Genomic DNA, 18,447 nt, shown 5'->3' on the forward strand with positions numbered 1-18,447 from the left:
AGAAGGAATAAAATATAAAAAAATTATTAGCAGTACTTGGTTCAATAACATTGGTAACTTCAAGTTCATTTACAGTGGTATCTTGTTTTGGAGGAAAAACTGATCCAGAAGAAGAGAAAACTAACTGATCAGATGAAGAAATTTTAGAAAGATTTGGTTCATTAGAAATTAATGAATTAGAAAATGGTGACTTAGAGTTATTATCAAAAGATGATCACTTCAAGATTTGATCGGGTTCAAATAATGGAAATAAATATGAAAGAATTGTTAAAAAAAATGATATAGATAATAATAATGTTAATTTTTTATATGATAGTTTACTTCCAACGGATGCAAGTTTAGAAAAACCATTTGGAATGAAACTGATGTCAGGGTTTTATGTTGGTAAAAGTGAAGATGAAGTAAGAAAAGCTTTTTCAAATGTTTATAATAATATTCAAATTGAATTTGGCTCAGAAATGACAAATGATAATCATTGGAATCTAAAAAAGAAAAATGCATTCTCAATATTTTTGGGATCAGGACATATATCAGGTAATACATTTTCATGTACAAGAATATGAGAGGATGTACTAAAAATCAAAACAAATAAAGGAGAAGATATTTATATTGGTTTAATTTCATTATATGTAGATTACTTTGTGGGGTACGTAGCAAATAATTTAAGCACTTGAATGAAAGAATTCTTTCAAGAATATAGTAGTCAACTAGATTCTCCAGATTTGGAAATTGAAGAAGTGATAAATGAAAAAGATGATATTTTGGCGAATAGTAATAAGCAGCATTTAAAATTAGTATTCAAAAATGCTAATTTTACATTTAACAAAAAAATTGATTATAAGAATGATGAAGAATCTGAAGTTAGAAATACAGAAATTGAATATGCCTTAAATTCATATATTAGAAGTAAAGTTTCATCGCATACTTCTGAATTTAATTATAAATATGAAAATTCAATATATAAAGATTTCAAGTTTGCTTATACAATAGACTTGGATGATTCAAATAAGGATAGACAAAAACATTATAATGGTGGATTTGAAATATGAGGACCTAATAGAAAAAGATGAGATTATAACAGTATAATATATACAAAAATAGATATTTTATAGTTAATTCAATAAAGAGGGATAAAATATGAAAAAATTATTAGCAGTACTTGGTTCAATAACATTGGTAACTTCAAGTTCGTTTACAGTAGTATCTTGTTTTGGAGGGACAACTGACCCAGAAAAAGAGAAAACTAAGTGATCAGATGAAGAAATTTTAGAAAGATTTGGTTCATTAGAAATTAATGAATTAGATAATGGTGACTTACAGTTATTATCAAAAGATGATCACTTCAAGATTTGATCAGGTTCAAGTAATGGAAATAAGTATGAAAGAATTGTTAAAAAAAATGATATAGATAATAATAATGTTAATTTTTTATATGATAGTTTACTTCCAATGGATGCAAGTTTAGAAAAACCATTTGGAATGGAATTGATGTCAGGGTTTTATGTTGGTAAAAGTGAAGATGAAGTAAGAAAAGCTTTTTCAAATGTTTATAATAATATTCAAATTGAATTCGGCTCAGAAATGACAAATGATAATCATTGGAATCTAAAAAAGAAAAATGCATTCTCAATATTTTTGGGATCAGGACATATATCAGGTAATACATTTTCATGTACAAGGATATGAGAGGATGTACTAAAAATCAAAACAGATCAAGGAGAAGATATTTATATTGGTTTAATTTCATTATATGTAGATTACTTTGTGGGGTACGTAGCAAATAATATAAGCACTTGAATAAAAACTTTTTTTGAAGAATATAGTAGTCAACTAAACTCTCAGGATCTAGTAATTGAAGAAATTGTAAATCAAAAGGATGATATTTTGACTAATAGTAATAATCAACATTTAAAATTAGTATTTAAAAAAGCTAATTTTAAATTTAACCAAAAGATTGATTATAAGAAGGATGAAGATACAGATATTGAAAATATAGAAATAGAATATGCACTGGATTCTTATCTTAAAAGAAAAGTCTCTTTGCATACTTCTCAATTTAATTATAAATATGAAAATTCATCGTATAAAGATTATGAATTTGCTTATACATTAGACTTTGATGATTCAAATAAGGATAAACAAAAACATTATAATGCTGGATTTGAAATATTAGGACCAAATAATAAGAAGTGAGATTATAACAGTATAATATATACAAAAATAGATATTTTATAGTTAATTCAATAAAGAGGGATAAAATATGAAAAAATTATTAGCAGTACTTGGTTCAATAACATTGGTAACTTCAAGTTCATTTACAGTAGTATCTTGTTTTGGAGGGACAACTGAACCAGAAAAAGAGAAAACTAACTGATCAGATGAAGAAATTTTAGAAAGATTTGGTTCATTGGAAATTAATGAATTAGAAAATGGTGACTTAGAGTTATCATCAAAAGAAGATCACTTTAAAATTTGATCAGGTTCAAGTAATGGAAATAAATATGAAAGAATCGTTAAAAAAGATGATGTAGAAAATAATAATGTTAATTTTTTATATGATAGTTTACTTCCAACGGATGCAAGTTTAGAAAAACCTTTTGGTATGGAATTGATGTCAGGGTTTTATGTAGGTAAAAGTGAAGATGAAATAAAAAAAGCTTTTTTACCTGGCCATAATAAAATTGTTTTGGAATTTGGTTCAGAAATGACAAATGATAATCATTGAAATATAAAAAAGAAAAATGCGTTCTCAATATTTTTGGGATCAGAGATTAGACCAATATCAAGTAATACATTTTCATGTACTAGATTATGAAAAAATATACTAAAAGTAAAAACAAATCAAGGAGAAGATATTTATATTGGTTTAATTTCATTATATGTAGATTATTTTGTGGGGTATGTAACAAATAATTTAAGCACTTGAATGAAAGAATTTTTTGAAGAATACAGTAGTCAACTAAATTCTCCAGATTTGGAAATTGAAGAAGTGGTAAATGAAAAAGATAAGATTATTGCAAATAGCAAAAATCAGCATTTAAATTTAAAATTATATAATGCTAATTTTAAATTTGACGATGAAATCGAATATACTATTGAGGGAGAAATTCAAAAAGGAAAAATCTCATATGAACTTGAATCATCTATTTATAAAAAAATTAGGACTCATTATAAAGAATTTAACAGTAAATATGAAAATTCAATTTATAAGGATTTTATATTTGGTGAAACTTATGATTTTAATGATCCAATAAAAGATAAGAAAAATCATTTTAATATAGGTTCTGAAATATGAGGACCAGATGATAAAAGATGAGATTATAACAGTATAATATATACAAAAATAGATATTATAAATAGTTAATTTATTTAAAAATATTAGATATAATTTTATTATTAACTTCAACTATTAAAAGTTGAAGTTTTTTATTTTTAAATTAAATTCTCTTATATAATTGTCATTAGTATAAAGCAATTAAATAGATAATTATTGAAACTTTTTTATATTAATGGACTTTTTTGTTAGATAATTAAATAAATAAGGAGAACTATAAAATGACAGAAGTACAAGCAAATAGTATAAGTGAATATATTGATAATTTACCAGATGAAATAGCAGATAAGATGTTTGAAGAATTAATAGCTGGAATGAGTTTATATTTTGCTATTGTTTTATTTGGAGAAGAAATTGAAAAAAATTATGAACCATTAAAATTAGATGGAAAGCCCCTTGAAGAAATAGCAAGAGTTGTTAAAGAAAATGAAATAGGTGAAGAAGAGGTTTATTCTGCTCTAATGGGTTCATTGCAAGAAGAATCAGATGCTGAATTATTTGCAGAAGATTGTGTACAATCAATTGCTTTTAGTCCTGATTTTCCTAAAGAAGTTTTAGAAAAATTAAAAGAATTAGATATTGAATTAAATGACTTTTCAATGAACTTAATTGTTACTTTAAAGGATGAATTTATTGACTTTTTTGTTAATGATTTAGATATTCAAGAGTGAAAAAACGATATTATTGATGCTTTAGTGGCAAGTTGAGACTAAAAAAATGATAAAACTAGATTAAAAAAATCTAGTTTTTTTAATAAATATGTTATTATAATTAAGATTGTAGATAGGGTAATTTACAGTTGGGCTAAAAAAGGTGATTGTTATGAAAACACTATTAATGAGTAACACAAATTTTAAAGTACTAGACTTTAGTCTTCCTTTATGAGTTGTATTGCTAGTTTTTACAATAATTGCATCTATTTCTTTAACTATATATTTTTTGATACTTTTTAGAAAAAATTCAAAATTTTACTTTGAAAAAGAGCAAGTATCAGCAGATGAATTTAAAAGACTTGAAAAATTTGAAAATCAAAGAAATAATTTTGAGCTAGAAATAGCTAAAATTAAAAAAATTCAAAGAGATAGAAGAAAAAAATAAAACCTTTTTATGCTCATAAAAAAAGGGGCGTTTTTTATGAGGGGATTAGTAAATCCAAATAAAAATGATGAATTAAACGAAAATCAAAACCAACAAAATGTTGGAAATTTTGCGTTAAATTCAAACCCTCAAAATAATCCTAATTACTTTAACGAAACAGCAATATATCAAAAAAATCTAATTGAAAATAAAAACTCTGGGTATATAAGACCAAGACAATTAAATTTTGATAATAGTTATCAACAAAATAGAATGCCTGATTATAAGAGAAGTGAAGTAAGAGATCCAAATGAAAAATTCTATCTTCAAAATAATCAAAGAGATTTAATTCAATATCAACAACCAAGATACCAGCCAACTCAAATGCAGTCATATGTAAATTATCAAAATCAATATAGTAATGATTTAAAACAAGAACGTTTAGATTTTGAAAATATGTCAAGAATTAATTATGGAAATTATAGAGATGAAAATCAATATAATAGAATGGTTTATCCTCCAAATAATCAAATCAATAATGTTCAAAGAAATGAAATTTATAATAATAAGCCTTTATATGAAAATTATCACATGCCAAATAATAATATGCAATATGGTTATAATGATTTTTCTAATAATAATCAATTTTATAATCCAAATCCAAATTTTGGATATAATCCAGAAGTTGACTATGCACCAGTTAGTTCAAATAATTATAATCCTTATGAGCATAATTCATATGGAGAAAGAATGAAAAAGGCAAATATCATTCCAAAAGAAATAGCTAAGGAAATAAGAAGTGAAAAATTAAGAATATTTTTAATTTTCTTAATAGGAGTAGTTGGTATAATTACAACTTCAATTATGTTAGCAATTTATTATAAAGCTGGAGATAATGGAACTTACATGGGAGTAGAAAGAGCAAAAGTAATGTATCCTTTCTTCTCAATAACATTATTAATTGTATCGGCAGGATTTTTTATAACTAGTTTAACTGACTTTGCCTTTATTTATTCAAATGTCAAAAAATATGAAAAAGATCTTTTATTTGGAAAAGAGCTCGTACCTTATTTTATTACTAGAAATTATAGAACCTTAATATCAAGAGGAGTTTATTTAAATTGAGTGTCATTTTGTATTTATATTTTTGGAGCAATTTCATTAGCAATAATGTATGGTTTACAAAGTAAATATTTAAATGGAAATCCAGATATTTATTTCTTATTTTGAAAAGTTGGGAGTCTAAAATCACTAGATTCAGAAATTAAAACAAATATAGTTATTTTATTTATTACTTTAATAGTTCATGTATTAAACATAGTAACAACTAGAACAAGAAAAAATAATTTAATTGGGTATTATGGATATGAAATAATACCACAGCAAGAAATAAAAGAAATTAGAAAAAAAGCAAATAAAGTTTGTATGATTATATTCTTTACTTCAATGGCAATTCTTTTATTTTTAATTGTTATACCTTGATTAATTATTAGAAAAAAAAGAGGTCTTTCATTAAAACCATGAGGAGTAATAAATTAATAGATAGAAAAATTAATAGCTTATATGTTCACATTCCATTTTGTGAACATATTTGTTTTTATTGTGATTTTGTAAAAGTCAAAAAACCACAAGATCCAAAAATTATTGAAAAGTATTTAGACAAAATTGAACTGGAATTAGAGGAGTATGAAAATAGATTAGAAGATATTCAAAGTATTTATATTGGGGGAGGAACTCCAAGTTGTTTAAACGAAGAGCAAACAAGAAGGATGTGCAATATTCTTTCAAAGTTTACTAATAAACCAAACTTTGAATATTCAATAGAGTTAAACCCTGAATCAGTTACGCTAGAAAAATTAAATATTTATAAGGAATTTAATATTAATAGAGTTAGTATGGGAATTCAAACTTTTGACAATGAATTATTAAAAAAAATTGGAAGAATTCACGATAATTCATTAGCAATAAAAGCTTTCAAATTAATTCGAAATGCAGGATTTAAAAATGTAAGTATAGATTTAATGTATAACTTATACGATCAAACTAAAGAAAATATTGCAACAGATTTAAAATATCTTAAGAAATTAAAACCAGATCATATTTCATGATATTCATTAATAATGAAAGAAAAATCAATTTGGGGAAGAAAAAATATGAAACTACCCGAAAATGACGAGTTATTTGATGAAATAGTTAATCAAGGTCTTAAAGATTTAGGTTATATTAGATATGAAATATCAAATTATGCTTTAGGAGAAAATAATAAATCATTTCATAATATTAGTTATTGAAATAATTCAACATTTGCTGGTGTAGGTATTGGTGCTACAGGATTTGAACAAATTGATAATAAATATTATCTGACTAAAAATGAAGGTAATATTTTGAATTATAAAAAAGAGTTTGAGTTGCTTTCACAAGAAGATTATTATTTTCAAATTATAATGATGGGTTTAAGAATGGTAGAGGGAATTGATGTGTCTTTAGAAAAAAATAAAGAGATAGTTACTTTTTATCAACAAAAAATTGAACAAAAAATTGAACAAAATTTATTAGAAATAGTTAATAATAATCTTAGATGTACAGAAAGGGGATTTAATATCTTAAATGAGATATTAATAGATTTTTTATAATATGAAAAAAGCTTTAATTGTAGTAGATTATCAATATGATTTTGCAAATCCTTTGGGAAAACTTTATGTGCCTCAGGGTGAATTAATTCAAAAGAAAATTGAAAACAAAATTAGTGAATATAAAAAGAATGGAAATTATGTTATTTTTTCAGGAGATTTTCATCCCCAAAATCACATTTCTTTTATTAAATGACCAGAACATTGCGTAGTTAATTCACAAGGTGCAGAGTTTATTATTGATTCATCAAATGCTGACTTAATAATAAGAAAAGGAACTAAATTAGATTATGATAGTTATTCTGCTTTTTATATTTCTAAAGATAAAGAAAATGAGAAGTTAAATGTTGAATCTGAATTAGACTTTTGATTAAAAACTAAAAAAGTAGAGGATTTAGAGATATGTGGTTTAGCTTTAGAAGTTTGTGTGCAAGCTACATATGATGATGCTATTAAAAAAGGATATAATTCTGTAATTAATTATGATCTTTCTAAAAAAATAAATTAAAAAGAGCGATTAATTGTTTGGAGGAACACATGCTTAAACAATTAAAAACTATTGATAATAACAATTTATCTTTTTTAAAAGTAACTAATGATGATAATTTTATAGATTTTAAAGATATTATATATAACTTTTCAAATCAACCTCAGGTAAAAATAGAGCAAAAGTACGATATACTTTTTTCTGAGGCAATTAAAAGTAATTCTTTTATAAAAATAGTAAAAGAGTTGGAAAGAGAATTTAATAAGACTTATATTTTGTGAAAACTAACAGAGAATATATCTTATTGAACAACAATGTTTTTTTCTAGTAAGTTTACAATTGGCAATGGATTTAAAATATTGCAAAGAGTATTTATTTTAAAACAAATTTTTTTAACTCAATTAAGATATAACTCAAATATTTGATTGAAGTTAACTAAAAAACAAACTGAAAAAATTAAAAACTCTAAGGATTCAAATGCTATTAATTATAAGTTAATTTTACTATTTTATGATTTTAATGAAAATGAAGATTTAAAAAGTCTAATTAATGAAGAACAAAAACTGCTTTTAAATTTAGTTTTGAGATCAGATAAAACTGAAGATTTTATTGAGCTAAATAAAAATATAAATTTGGATGTATTTAAATATTTGCCAATAAATATGAAACTCTTTCAAGGAGAAGTAATTAGATCAACTTCAAATTTAAATTTAAAAGAAAAGGCAAAATTAGCTTATTCCACTTTTATGCAACTATATTGTATTTTTATTGAGGAAAATTATTCTAATAAAATTTAATGCTTAAAAGCACTGGTCTAAACTAGTGCTTTTAATTTGTGTTTTTATTTTTACTAGATATTTTTCTAATTGATAAGTAAGCAATTAATACTTTATTCTTAAATTTAAATTATTTTATAAAAATTTCAAAAAATTAGCACTTAAACATTGACATTGCTAAAACAAAATGTAATATATTATTGATTAGCAATTAGACACATAGAGTGCTAATCAAGAGGAGGAATGTTTATGGATTTTACACAAAAACCAGATCCTTTAAATGACCCAGAAATCCTAAATAAATATACAAGGGATTTAACAAAGGATGCAAAAGAAGGAAAAATGGATCCAATCATTGGAAGAGATGATGAGATTATGAGAGTAATTAGAATATTAAGTAGAAAAACTAAAAATAATCCGGTTTTAATTGGTGAGCCTGGTGTAGGTAAAACAGCAATTGCAGAAGGATTAGCTCAACGAATAAATAAAGGTGATGTTCCAAGTGTTTTAAAAGATAAAAGAATTCTAGAGTTAGACATGGGAAGTGTTATGGCTGGTGCTAGTTTTTTAGGAGATTATGAAGCAAGAATCAAGGGAATTGTAAATGCAATTCAAAAGGAAAATGGTCAAATAATATTATTTATTGATGAATTACATTTAATTGTGGGAGCAGGAAAAACTGGAAATGGAGGAGGAATGGATGTTTCAAACCTATTAAAACCTTCTCTTGCTAGAGGTGGTATTAAAGTTATTGGAGCAACAACTTTAAAAGAATATAGAGAATATATAGAAAAAGATGCAGCACTTGAAAGAAGATTTCAAAAAGTTATTGTAAGTGAACCAACTATTGAAGAGACAATCTCAATTTTAAGAGGATTAAAGGAACGTTTTGAAACATATCACGGAGTAAGAATTCATGATAATGCTCTGGTTGCAGCTGCACAATTAAGCGATAGATATATCTCTGATAGATTTTTACCAGATAAAGCAATTGACTTGGTAGATGAAGCTAGTGCCACAATTAAAACAGAGTTAGCATCAGTTCCTACAGAGTTATATCAAATTGATAGAAAAGTTATGCAATTAGAAATTGAAAAAGCAGCACTTTCTAAGGAGCAAGATGAAAAATCTAAAGATAGATTACAGCAAGCAGAAAAAGAATTAAAAAATTTAAAAACAATACAGGCCGAATTTAATAATAAATGAAATTCTGAAAAAAAATCATTAGAAAAAATTAATCAATTTAGGTCAACTATTGATAGTTTAAAAATTGAACTAGAGCAAGTTCAAGCACAAGCTAATTATCAAAGAGCTGGAGAAATTCAATATTCATTATTACCAGCTTTAGAAAAACAATTAAGTTCTGCACTTGATAATAACAAGGAAAAATTAATTTCAGAGGAGGTAACTGAAATTGAAATTGCTTCAATTGTATCTAAATGAACTGGAATAGAAATGGAAAATCTAATTGAAAGTGAGAAACAAAAACTTTTAGGTTTAAGTACAACACTTAAAAAAATGGTAAAAGGTCAAAATCAAGCATTAGAACTTGTATCTGATGCAATTATTCGAAGTAGAAGTGGGATTAAAGACCCAAATAAGCCAATAGGTAGTTTCTTATTTTTAGGTCCAACTGGTGTTGGGAAAACAGAAGTTGCTAAATCTCTTGCAAAAAATTTATTTGGAAGTGAGAAAAAAATGCTGAGATTTGATATGTCCGAATATATGGAAAAACATTCAGTATCTAAATTATTAGGCTCTCCTCCTGGTTATATTGGTTATGAAGAGGGAGGTAAACTTACTGAGGCTGTAAGAAGAGCACCGTACTCGATACTATTATTTGATGAAGTAGAAAAAGCCCATCCCGATGTTTTTAATATATTTTTACAAATTTTAGATGATGGTAGAGTTACTGATTCTCTTGGAAAGACAATTGATTTTAAAAATACAATTATAATTATGACTTCAAATATTGGTTCTGAATATCTAATTTCAACACCACCAGAATTAATTGATCAAGATGTTCTAAATGAGAATTTAAGAAAATTCTTTAGACCTGAATTTTTAAATAGAATTGATAATATTGTGAATTTCAATGCTTTATCTAAAGATGTTATTAAAGAAGTTATTATAAAAACTTTAGATGAATTAAAAGAGAGAGTTTTATTATCAAATGAATATATTATAAATTTTACAGATTCGTCTATAAAAAAAATTTTAGAAGAAGGTTATGATCAGCAATATGGTGCTCGACCAATTAAAAGATATATTGAAAGAAATATTGAGACTTTAATTGCAAGGGCAATAGTTTCGAGTGAGATAGAACCTAAGAGAAATTATGTAATTGATGTTAATAATAACAATTTTGTACTATCTACTTCAAATAAATTAAATTAGCACTTGATTATTAAGAGTGCTATTGATAAACTAGAAATGTATTGTTATGGAGGTGTTTTTAATTGTTAACAAAACGTCAAAACCTAATTTTAAAATCCATTATAGAAGAATATATTAAAACTGCATTACCAGTTGGTTCTAAAAGGATTCAAGAGGTATTAACAATGGAAGTATCATCTGCAACAATTAGAAATGAATCAGCATTTCTAGAGGAACAAGGCTTTTTAGAAAAAGCTCATACTTCTTCTGGTAAAGTTCCTTCAACAAAAGGTTATAGATACTATGTTGATAATCTTATGGAATCGAATAACATTGAAGATATCAAAGTTCAGATTAATGAGATCTTTAAAAAAAGAGGAGCCACTATTGATGAGATTTTAGAAAAGACTTCATCAATCTTAAGCGAAATGACAAAATTAGCAACAGTTGTTGCGACTTCAGAAGTAAATGGTGAATTACTCTTATCAAAAATTGAATTAATACCTATTTCAAATAAATCTGCAGTTGTAATATTTGTTCTTTCAAATGGAGCTATTGAAAATAAAAATATAAATCTTGATTCAATAACTTTGGAAGAGTTAAGACTATCAATCAATTTATTTAATGAAAGATTAGTAAATTCTAAGATTTCTGAAATTGAAACAAAATCACAAGCAATGATTCCTGTATTAAGACAGCAAGTTAAAAAATATGAGTTTGTATTACAAACTTTAATAGGAGCTTTAATACATACAGATTCAAATAAATCAAGAACAAGTGGTGTTAAATATTTATTAGAAAACCCAGAGTTTAATGATGCAAATAAGATAAAAGATATTATTCAATTTATTGAAAATGCTTCTCCCTTTGTTTGATTTAATTACCAAAGTAAAACAAACAAAACTACTGTAGCTATTGGTTTAGAAACAGGCAATGAAAATGATGATATTGCTGTTATTGGAACAAACTTTCCCACAAAAGGTGGGGGCAAAGGTGCTTTAGCTCTAGTTGGGCCTAAAAGAATTGAATATGATAAAGTATCAAAACTTTTAGAATGAATAAGCAATAAAATTGAAGAAAAGTTTTTGTTGGAAGGAGAATAAAAATGGAAAAAGAAAAAATGAAAAAAATTTTGGATCTATTTGAAAATATTAAAAAAGAATTAAATATAAATCCAAAAGCAAAAGAAATTAAAGATGAAAAATCTGATAAAGATCATAAGGATATAAAAACTGAAGACAAAAAAAATAAGGAAGTTAAAGTTGAAGAACTTTCTAATATTGAAAAATTGGAATTAGAGTTTGTAGCTTTGAATGATGAAATTGCAAAACTAGAAGAAGCAAGATTAATTGCTGTAGCTGATAATCAAAATACAGTTAGAAGATTTCAAAATGAAAGTGTTTTGGTTAGAAAGTATGGCGGGGAAAAATTAGCTTCAGAGCTGATTCCAGCAATAGATATGTTTAGAGGAGTTTTAAAATCAACTCCTGATAATGCTGAAATTAAAAATTATTTAATGGGATTTGAAATGATTATTAATCAAATTGATCAAGCATTAACAAATGCTGGTGTAGCAATGGTTGTTGTAAAACCAGGAGATGATTTCAATCCAGAATTGCATTCTGCAATTGAGCAAGTAAAAAGTGAAGAATTTAAATCAGGAAAAATAGCAATCGTTGTTTCAAATGGTTATAAATTACATGATAGAGTTATTAAACATGCAGCTGTAAAAGTTGCAGAGTAATTTAGAAAAATATTAAAGGAGAGATTAATTATGGCAAAAGAAAGAATTATAGGAATAGACTTAGGTACAACAAATTCATGTGTAGCTATTATGGAGGGTGGACAACCAATGGTTCTTGAAAACCCTGAAGGTCAAAGAACAACACCATCTGTTGTTGCATTTAAAAATAGTGACATTATTATTGGGGGAGCTGCAAAAAGACAAGCAGTAACAAACCCAAATACAGCAATATCAATTAAACGTGATATGGGAACAAATAAAAAAAGAAATTTAGAAGGAAAAGATTATTCTCCAGAACAAATTTCTGCAGAAATTTTAAGATATTTAAAAAAATATGCTGAAGATAAAATTGGTACAAAAGTAACAAAAGCTGTTATTACAGTACCCGCTTACTTCAATGATGCTCAAAGAAAAGCTACAAAAGATGCAGGGAAAATTGCAGGTTTAGACGTTGAAAGAATTATTAATGAACCTACTGCAGCTGCATTAGCATATGGAATTGACAAACAAGATAAAGAAATGAAAGTTTTAGTTTATGACTTGGGTGGAGGAACATTTGACGTTTCATTATTAGAATTAGCAGAAGGAACATATGATGTTTTATCAACTTCAGGAGATAATGAGTTGGGTGGAGATGACTTCGACCAAAAAATTATGGATTGAATCGGTCAAGAAATTAAAAAAGAACACAATATTGATTTATCAAAAGATAAGATGGCTTTACAAAGATTCAAAGATGAAGCAGAAAAAGCAAAAATTAATTTATCAAGTCAAGTTGAAACAGAGATTAATTTACCATTTATTGCAATGAATGAAAATGGACCAGTTAACTTTTCAACTAAATTATCAAGAGCAGAGTTTCAAAAAATGTCAAAGGATTTAGTTGAAAGAACTAGAAAACCAGTTGAAGATGCTTTAAAAGAAGCAAAATTAAAAGCTAGTGATATTGATCAAGTACTTTTAGTTGGTGGATCAACAAGAATTCCAGCAGTTCAAGAATTAGTAAAATCATTACTTGGAAAAGAACCAAATAGAACTATTAATCCAGATGAAGTTGTTGCTATGGGTGCAGCAATTCAAGGTGGAGTTTTAGCTGGAGACGTAACTGATGTTCTTTTATTAGATGTTACTCCTCTAACATTAGGGATTGAAACAATGGGTGGAGTTATGACACCTTTAATTCAAAGAAATACAACAATTCCTACTGAAAAATCACAAGTATTCTCAACAGCAGTTGATAATCAACCAGCAGTTGATATTAATGTATTACAAGGTGAAAGACCAATGGCTGGGGATAATAAATCATTAGGACAATTTCAATTAACAGGAATTAAACCAGCTCCAAAAGGAACTCCTCAAATTGAAGTTACATTTAAAATTGACGTAAATGGTATTGTATCTGTAACGGCAAAAGATAAAGCTACTAATGAAGAAAAAACTATTACAATCTCAAATTCAGGTAGTTTATCTGATGCAGAGATTGAGAGAATGGTTAAAGAAGCTGAAGAAAATCAAGAATCAGATAATAAAAAACGTAAAAATATTGAATTAAAAAATAAGGCTGAAAGTTACTTGAATATAATTGAATCTTCAATTAGTGAAACTGGAGATCAAGTAAATGAGGAGCAAAAAAAACAATCTGAGGAAATGGCAAAAGAAATTCGTGAATTAATTTCAAAAGAAGATTATGAAACTTTAGAGAAAAAAATGAATGATTTAGAGCAAGCAATGAAAATGGCTTCTGAAATGGCAGCTCAACAAACACAAGCTGGTGCAACTGAACAACCAAAAGAAGATATTGAAGATAAAAAAGATAAAAAAGACAAAAAAGACAAAAAAGACAAAAATAAAGATGAAGAAACTAAATAATTTTAAAAAGCAACTAATTTGTAGTTGTTTTTTAAAGATAAGAAAGAAGGTATATTATGGCTAAAAGAGATTACTATGAAATTTTGGGTATTGCCAAATCTTCATCTGAAGATGATATCAAAAAAGCATATCGTAAATTAGCTAAAAAATACCACCCAGATATTTGTAAAGAACCAGATGCAGAAGAAAAGTTTAAAGAAGCTACAGAAGCAGCTGAGGTACTGTTAGATGCAAATAAACGTCAAGCTTATGATCAATTTGGTCACGATGGATTAAGTGGAATGGGTTCTGGCTTTGGTGGTGGATTTGGACAAGGATTCGGAGATTTCTTCTCAAATATGGGAGGAGCTGGAGACTTTTTCTCAGACATATTTTCTAATTTTTTTGGAGGAAGAGGTAATTCTTCTTCAAGAGCAAGATCTTCAAGAGGAAAAGATGTTGTAATAGATGTTAATTTAACTCTAAAAGAATTATTATTTGGAGTTAACAAAGAAATTAAAATGGATTTAATTTCAAAATGTGATGATTGTGATGGAACTGGTGCAAAATCAAAATCAGATATTGTTGAGTGTGAAGTATGTAATGGACATGGTGTAGTTACTGTACTTCAAGATATGGGTATTGCTAAATTTCAAACACAACAATCTTGTCCAAAATGTAAAGGAAATGGAAAACAAAATAAGAATCCATGTAAAACTTGTAGAGGAAATGCAACTGTTCTTAAAAAGGAAACTGTCATGATGCCAATCCCAAAAGGTTTAGTCCCAGGTCAACAAATTGTTTTAAGAAATTCAGGAAACTATTCTTCAAATGGTGGAGAGCGTGGACATTTATATGCAGATATACATCTGAATGGTTCTAAAAAATTAGTAATAGTGAATGATTTTGATATCAAATTTAAATTTGATATTAGTTATCTTGATGCTATTCTTGCAAACGAAATCCCTATAAAAACATTAGATGGAAATATTAATGTAAAAATACCAAAAGGTATTAAAAATGGAGATATTATTACTGTTAAAAATTGTGGACTATATAGAGGTGTTAAATCATCTCACAGAGGTAATTTATTATTAGAAGTTAATTTTGTAATTCCAAAAGAAATTGAAAAAAATGAGAGAGAAAAATTGCAAAGTATATTAGACTCAACTGATTTTAAAGTTACAAATAATTTAGAAGAATAACCTATAAGGTTATTTTTTTTACATAAAGTATTATTTTTCAAAGCAACTAATTATTGTATAATTAGTTAGTGAGGTTTATTATGTCTGAAAAAATAAAAGTTTTAAAAATTAATAAAAATTTAACAAATACCTTTGATGAAAACTCTGGGGATTTTCATACAAATAAACTATGATTTGATGAAAACTCTGGGGAGACAATTTTGACAGAATTGGATAAAACAATGGAATTTAAAACAAAAAGCATATCAAAAATTGATCTTGTTCAAAATGCTAATTCTCATTTTTTTGCTCCAGAAAATTCAAATGATTTGTCTTTTCAAAAAACTGATATTGGTAATAAAACATATGAGTCAATTAATTTAGTTGATAAGATGATAATGCCAAGAAGATCTGATATAAGAAAAGAAATTATTGATTTAAGAGTAAGAAGTTATGAAAATGAACAAAATGATAAAGATTATCTTCTTAATAAATTAAATATTGATTTAAAACCAAGTAATAAATTTAAAAACTATAATTTAGCTAGAAATGAGAAGTTAGTACCTAAAACAAATTATTATCAACAAGAACTAAAAGAGTTAGAAGTTTCATTAAATAAAAAAATTGATGAAATTAAAAAAACTGTGGAAATGACTTCAGAACAAATAACTGATATTTTTAATAATAATAAAGAAGTTGTAAAAAACAAAGAAAATAAAGAAAGAGATAGTTCTTTAGTTCAAAAATCAGATGAAGTAAATTTCGATAAAAATGAGAATGAAAATTTATCTTTTTCTAAAATTAATAAAGAAGAAGAGAAAAATAATATTAAAAATGATATAAAAGATAAAATAAATTTCCATAATAAAAAAGAATTTTTTGAAAATCAGTTAGATGATGAAAAATTATTATCTACAAATATGTTACTAGTGGATAATAAGCTGTTAACAGAAAATAAAAGATTAATGGAAGAAAAATTATTAGTAGAAAGTAAACTTTTAGCTGAAAATAAAAGACTAAATGAGGAAAAAATTTTAATGGAGCAAAAATTTTTAGCTGAAAAAAAATCAATTGAAGTAGAATTAGAAGAAGAAAATAAATTAGCAGAAATAAAACTATTAGAAGAAAAAGGAAAAATGACAGAAGAACAGTGATTAACTAATAGAAAATTAATAATTCAAAAAAAACTAGCAGAAAAAAGACTACAGGATGAGCAATCAAAAGCACTTGAAGAACAGAAAAAATTAATTGAAGAACAAAATCTTGAAGAACAAAAAAGTTTTCAAGATTTGCAGGAAATTGAAGATGATAAAAAATTTCAAAAATTGGCAACTAAAAGAGATGAAATAAACATCAAACAAAATTTAGAGACTAAAGATGATGATGAACAAAAAATGGATAAAATTGTGCATGTTAATTTTGAAGAAGAAAATGCAAAAAAGAATAATAATAAATCTTTAATCATTAGTAATACACTTCCAAGTTCTGATTTAGATACAAAGGAGTTAAATTTATTCTTTAAAGAGGATAATAATTATTCATTGCCAGTAATAAATAATTCTGATTATACTATTGCAAATACAGTTGATGATCTTCAAAAAGCTTTTAATAGTCTTGAAAATAGAAATAAAAAAAATAAGGTGAAAACTGATTTTTTTGAAAAAGATGGAGGTACAACTCAACTTGTAGAAAGTCTACAAGTAAAATCAAAATTGACTAAGAATCAAAAATTAAATTCTTTTAATTTTGATTCATTTGAGGATTGATATAATGACTCAAAAGTAGATAAAAAAATTAGTAAACTATCAAAAAAGGAACAGAAAAAAAAGAAATAAAATAAGGCGAAAATTATGAAAAAAAAGAAAGTTATTGTTGGTCTTAGTGGAGGAGTAGATTCTTCTGTTACTGCAGCAATATTATTAGAACAAGGTTATGAAGTTGAAGCTCTTTTTATGAGAAATTGAGATAGTAACTTAAATAATGATATTCTTGGAAATAAATTAGATGAAGAAGTATGCCCTCAAGAAAAGGATTACTTAGATGCTTTAGAAGTAGCTAAAAAATTGAATATAAAAATTCATAGAGTTGATTTCATCAAAGAGTATTGAGACTATGTTTTTGAGCATTTTGTAAGTGAATACAAAAAGGGAAGAACACCAAATCCAGATATTCTTTGTAATAAATATATCAAGTTTGATAAGTTTTTAAATTATGCAATCAATGATCTTAAGGCAGACTATATTGCTATGGGTCATTATGCAGGAGTTAGATTTGATAAAGATAAAAATATTTATGAATTAATAAGAGGACTTGATAAGGAAAAGGACCAAAGTTATTTTCTTTGTCAGTTAAATCAAAAACAGTTATCAAAAACGCTTTTTCCACTTCAAAAATTTCAAAAAAGTGAAATTAGAAAAATTGCAAAAAAATATGATTTAATAACAGCTGAAAAAAAAGATTCTACAGGTATTTGTTTTATTGGAGAGAGAGATTTTACTAATTTTTTACAAAATTATATTTCAAATCAGCCAGGAGATATTATAGATATAAAATCTAATAAAAAAATAGGAACACATATTGGTGTAATGTATTATACAATTGGACAAAGAAAAGGACTAAATCTTGGTGGTCAAAAAGAACCGTATTATGTTGCTGAAAAAGATATCAATAATAAAATTATTTATGTAGCTCCTGCAAGCGATGAAACTTTTTTAGAATCAAAAAGCTGTATAGTTGAGGCATTTAATTTTATTTCTAATTACGAAATGTATTTTAAATCAAATAAATTTCAATGTAGTGCAAAATTTAGATACAGACAAAAAGATATTAAAGTTGAAGTAGAAGTAATATCAAATAATAAGATTAAAATTACCTATCAAGAGCCAGTTAGGGCTGTTACAGAGGGCCAAGAAGCAGTATTATATATTAATGAGATTTGTCTTGGCGGTGGAGTTATTGATAAAGTTTTAAAAATTTAAAAAAATGAGTTAA

At 25.9% G+C, this 18,447-nt stretch carries 16 protein-coding genes; all 16 read left to right on the top strand.

Features of this window, described 5'->3' with window-relative positions; genetic code table 4:
• Nucleotides 1-23 precede the first annotated feature (23 nt).
• The 16 genes from AACL15_RS01745 to mnmA all read left to right on the top strand — a co-directional run bounded on the left by AACL15_RS01745 (nt 24) and on the right by mnmA (nt 18,434).
• A complete protein-coding gene (locus tag AACL15_RS01745; protein ID WP_339035086.1) occupies nt 24-1,112 on the top strand; it encodes a hypothetical protein in 1,089 nt (362 codons plus the stop codon).
• A gap of 25 nt (nt 1,113-1,137) precedes the next feature.
• Complete coding sequence (locus AACL15_RS01750; protein WP_339034719.1) at nt 1,138-2,235, top strand: lipoprotein; 1,098 nt, start codon at nt 1,138-1,140, stop codon at nt 2,233-2,235.
• Nucleotides 2,236-2,260: 25 nt separating this feature from the next.
• Complete coding sequence (locus tag AACL15_RS01755; RefSeq protein WP_339034720.1) at nt 2,261-3,364, top strand: lipoprotein; 1,104 nt, start codon at nt 2,261-2,263, stop codon at nt 3,362-3,364.
• Between the two features lie 191 nt (nt 3,365-3,555).
• On the top strand, nt 3,556-4,047 hold the full coding sequence (locus AACL15_RS01760; protein WP_339029427.1) for a hypothetical protein: 492 nt from the start codon (nt 3,556-3,558) through the stop codon (nt 4,045-4,047).
• Nucleotides 4,048-4,156: 109 nt separating this feature from the next.
• Nucleotides 4,157-4,432, top strand: coding sequence for a TIGR04561 family membrane protein (locus tag AACL15_RS01765; protein ID WP_339034722.1), 276 nt, complete (start codon nt 4,157-4,159; stop codon nt 4,430-4,432).
• Between the two features lie 36 nt (nt 4,433-4,468).
• On the top strand, nt 4,469-5,950 hold the full coding sequence (locus AACL15_RS01770; protein ID WP_339034724.1) for an MSC_0882 family membrane protein: 1,482 nt from the start codon (nt 4,469-4,471) through the stop codon (nt 5,948-5,950).
• Complete coding sequence (gene hemW, locus AACL15_RS01775; protein ID WP_339034725.1) at nt 5,932-7,044, top strand: radical SAM family heme chaperone HemW; 1,113 nt, start codon at nt 5,932-5,934, stop codon at nt 7,042-7,044. The genes AACL15_RS01770 and hemW overlap by 19 nt, the downstream gene beginning before the upstream one ends.
• Nucleotide 7,045: 1 nt before the next feature.
• On the top strand, nt 7,046-7,549 hold the full coding sequence (locus AACL15_RS01780) for an isochorismatase family protein (protein ID WP_339034727.1): 504 nt from the start codon (nt 7,046-7,048) through the stop codon (nt 7,547-7,549).
• A gap of 29 nt (nt 7,550-7,578) precedes the next feature.
• Nucleotides 7,579-8,325, top strand: a complete 747-nt coding sequence (locus tag AACL15_RS01785) for a hypothetical protein (protein WP_339029417.1) — start codon at nt 7,579-7,581, stop codon at nt 8,323-8,325.
• A 228-nt stretch (nt 8,326-8,553) separates the two neighbouring features.
• Nucleotides 8,554-10,701, top strand: a complete 2,148-nt coding sequence (locus AACL15_RS01790) for an ATP-dependent Clp protease ATP-binding subunit (protein WP_339034729.1) — start codon at nt 8,554-8,556, stop codon at nt 10,699-10,701.
• Nucleotides 10,702-10,763: 62 nt separating this feature from the next.
• Nucleotides 10,764-11,783 (top strand): heat-inducible transcriptional repressor HrcA, encoded by a 1,020-nt coding sequence (gene hrcA / locus AACL15_RS01795; protein ID WP_339034731.1) that lies wholly within the window; start codon nt 10,764-10,766, stop codon nt 11,781-11,783.
• Between the two features lie 2 nt (nt 11,784-11,785).
• The gene (locus AACL15_RS01800; protein WP_339034733.1) at nt 11,786-12,424 is read left to right on the top strand and encodes a nucleotide exchange factor GrpE; all 639 of its coding nucleotides are present in this window, start codon (nt 11,786-11,788) and stop codon (nt 12,422-12,424) included.
• A gap of 30 nt (nt 12,425-12,454) precedes the next feature.
• Nucleotides 12,455-14,293, top strand: coding sequence for a molecular chaperone DnaK (dnaK, locus tag AACL15_RS01805; protein WP_339034735.1), 1,839 nt, complete (start codon nt 12,455-12,457; stop codon nt 14,291-14,293).
• A 56-nt stretch (nt 14,294-14,349) separates the two neighbouring features.
• Nucleotides 14,350-15,477 (top strand): DnaJ C-terminal domain-containing protein, encoded by a 1,128-nt coding sequence (locus tag AACL15_RS01810; RefSeq protein WP_339034737.1) that lies wholly within the window; start codon nt 14,350-14,352, stop codon nt 15,475-15,477.
• 80 nt (nt 15,478-15,557) lie between these two features.
• Nucleotides 15,558-17,291 carry a hypothetical protein gene (locus tag AACL15_RS01815; RefSeq protein ID WP_339034739.1) on the top strand — a complete coding sequence of 578 codons (1,734 nt, stop codon included), beginning with the start codon at nt 15,558-15,560 and terminating at the stop codon, nt 17,289-17,291.
• Between the two features lie 15 nt (nt 17,292-17,306).
• Complete coding sequence (gene mnmA / locus AACL15_RS01820) at nt 17,307-18,434, top strand: tRNA 2-thiouridine(34) synthase MnmA (protein WP_339034741.1); 1,128 nt, start codon at nt 17,307-17,309, stop codon at nt 18,432-18,434.
• Nucleotides 18,435-18,447 lie beyond the last annotated feature (13 nt).

Source organism: Spiroplasma endosymbiont of Cantharis rufa (genome assembly GCF_964019665.1).
Classification (GTDB): Bacteria; Bacillota_I; Bacilli_A; order Mycoplasmatales; family Mycoplasmataceae; genus Spiroplasma_A.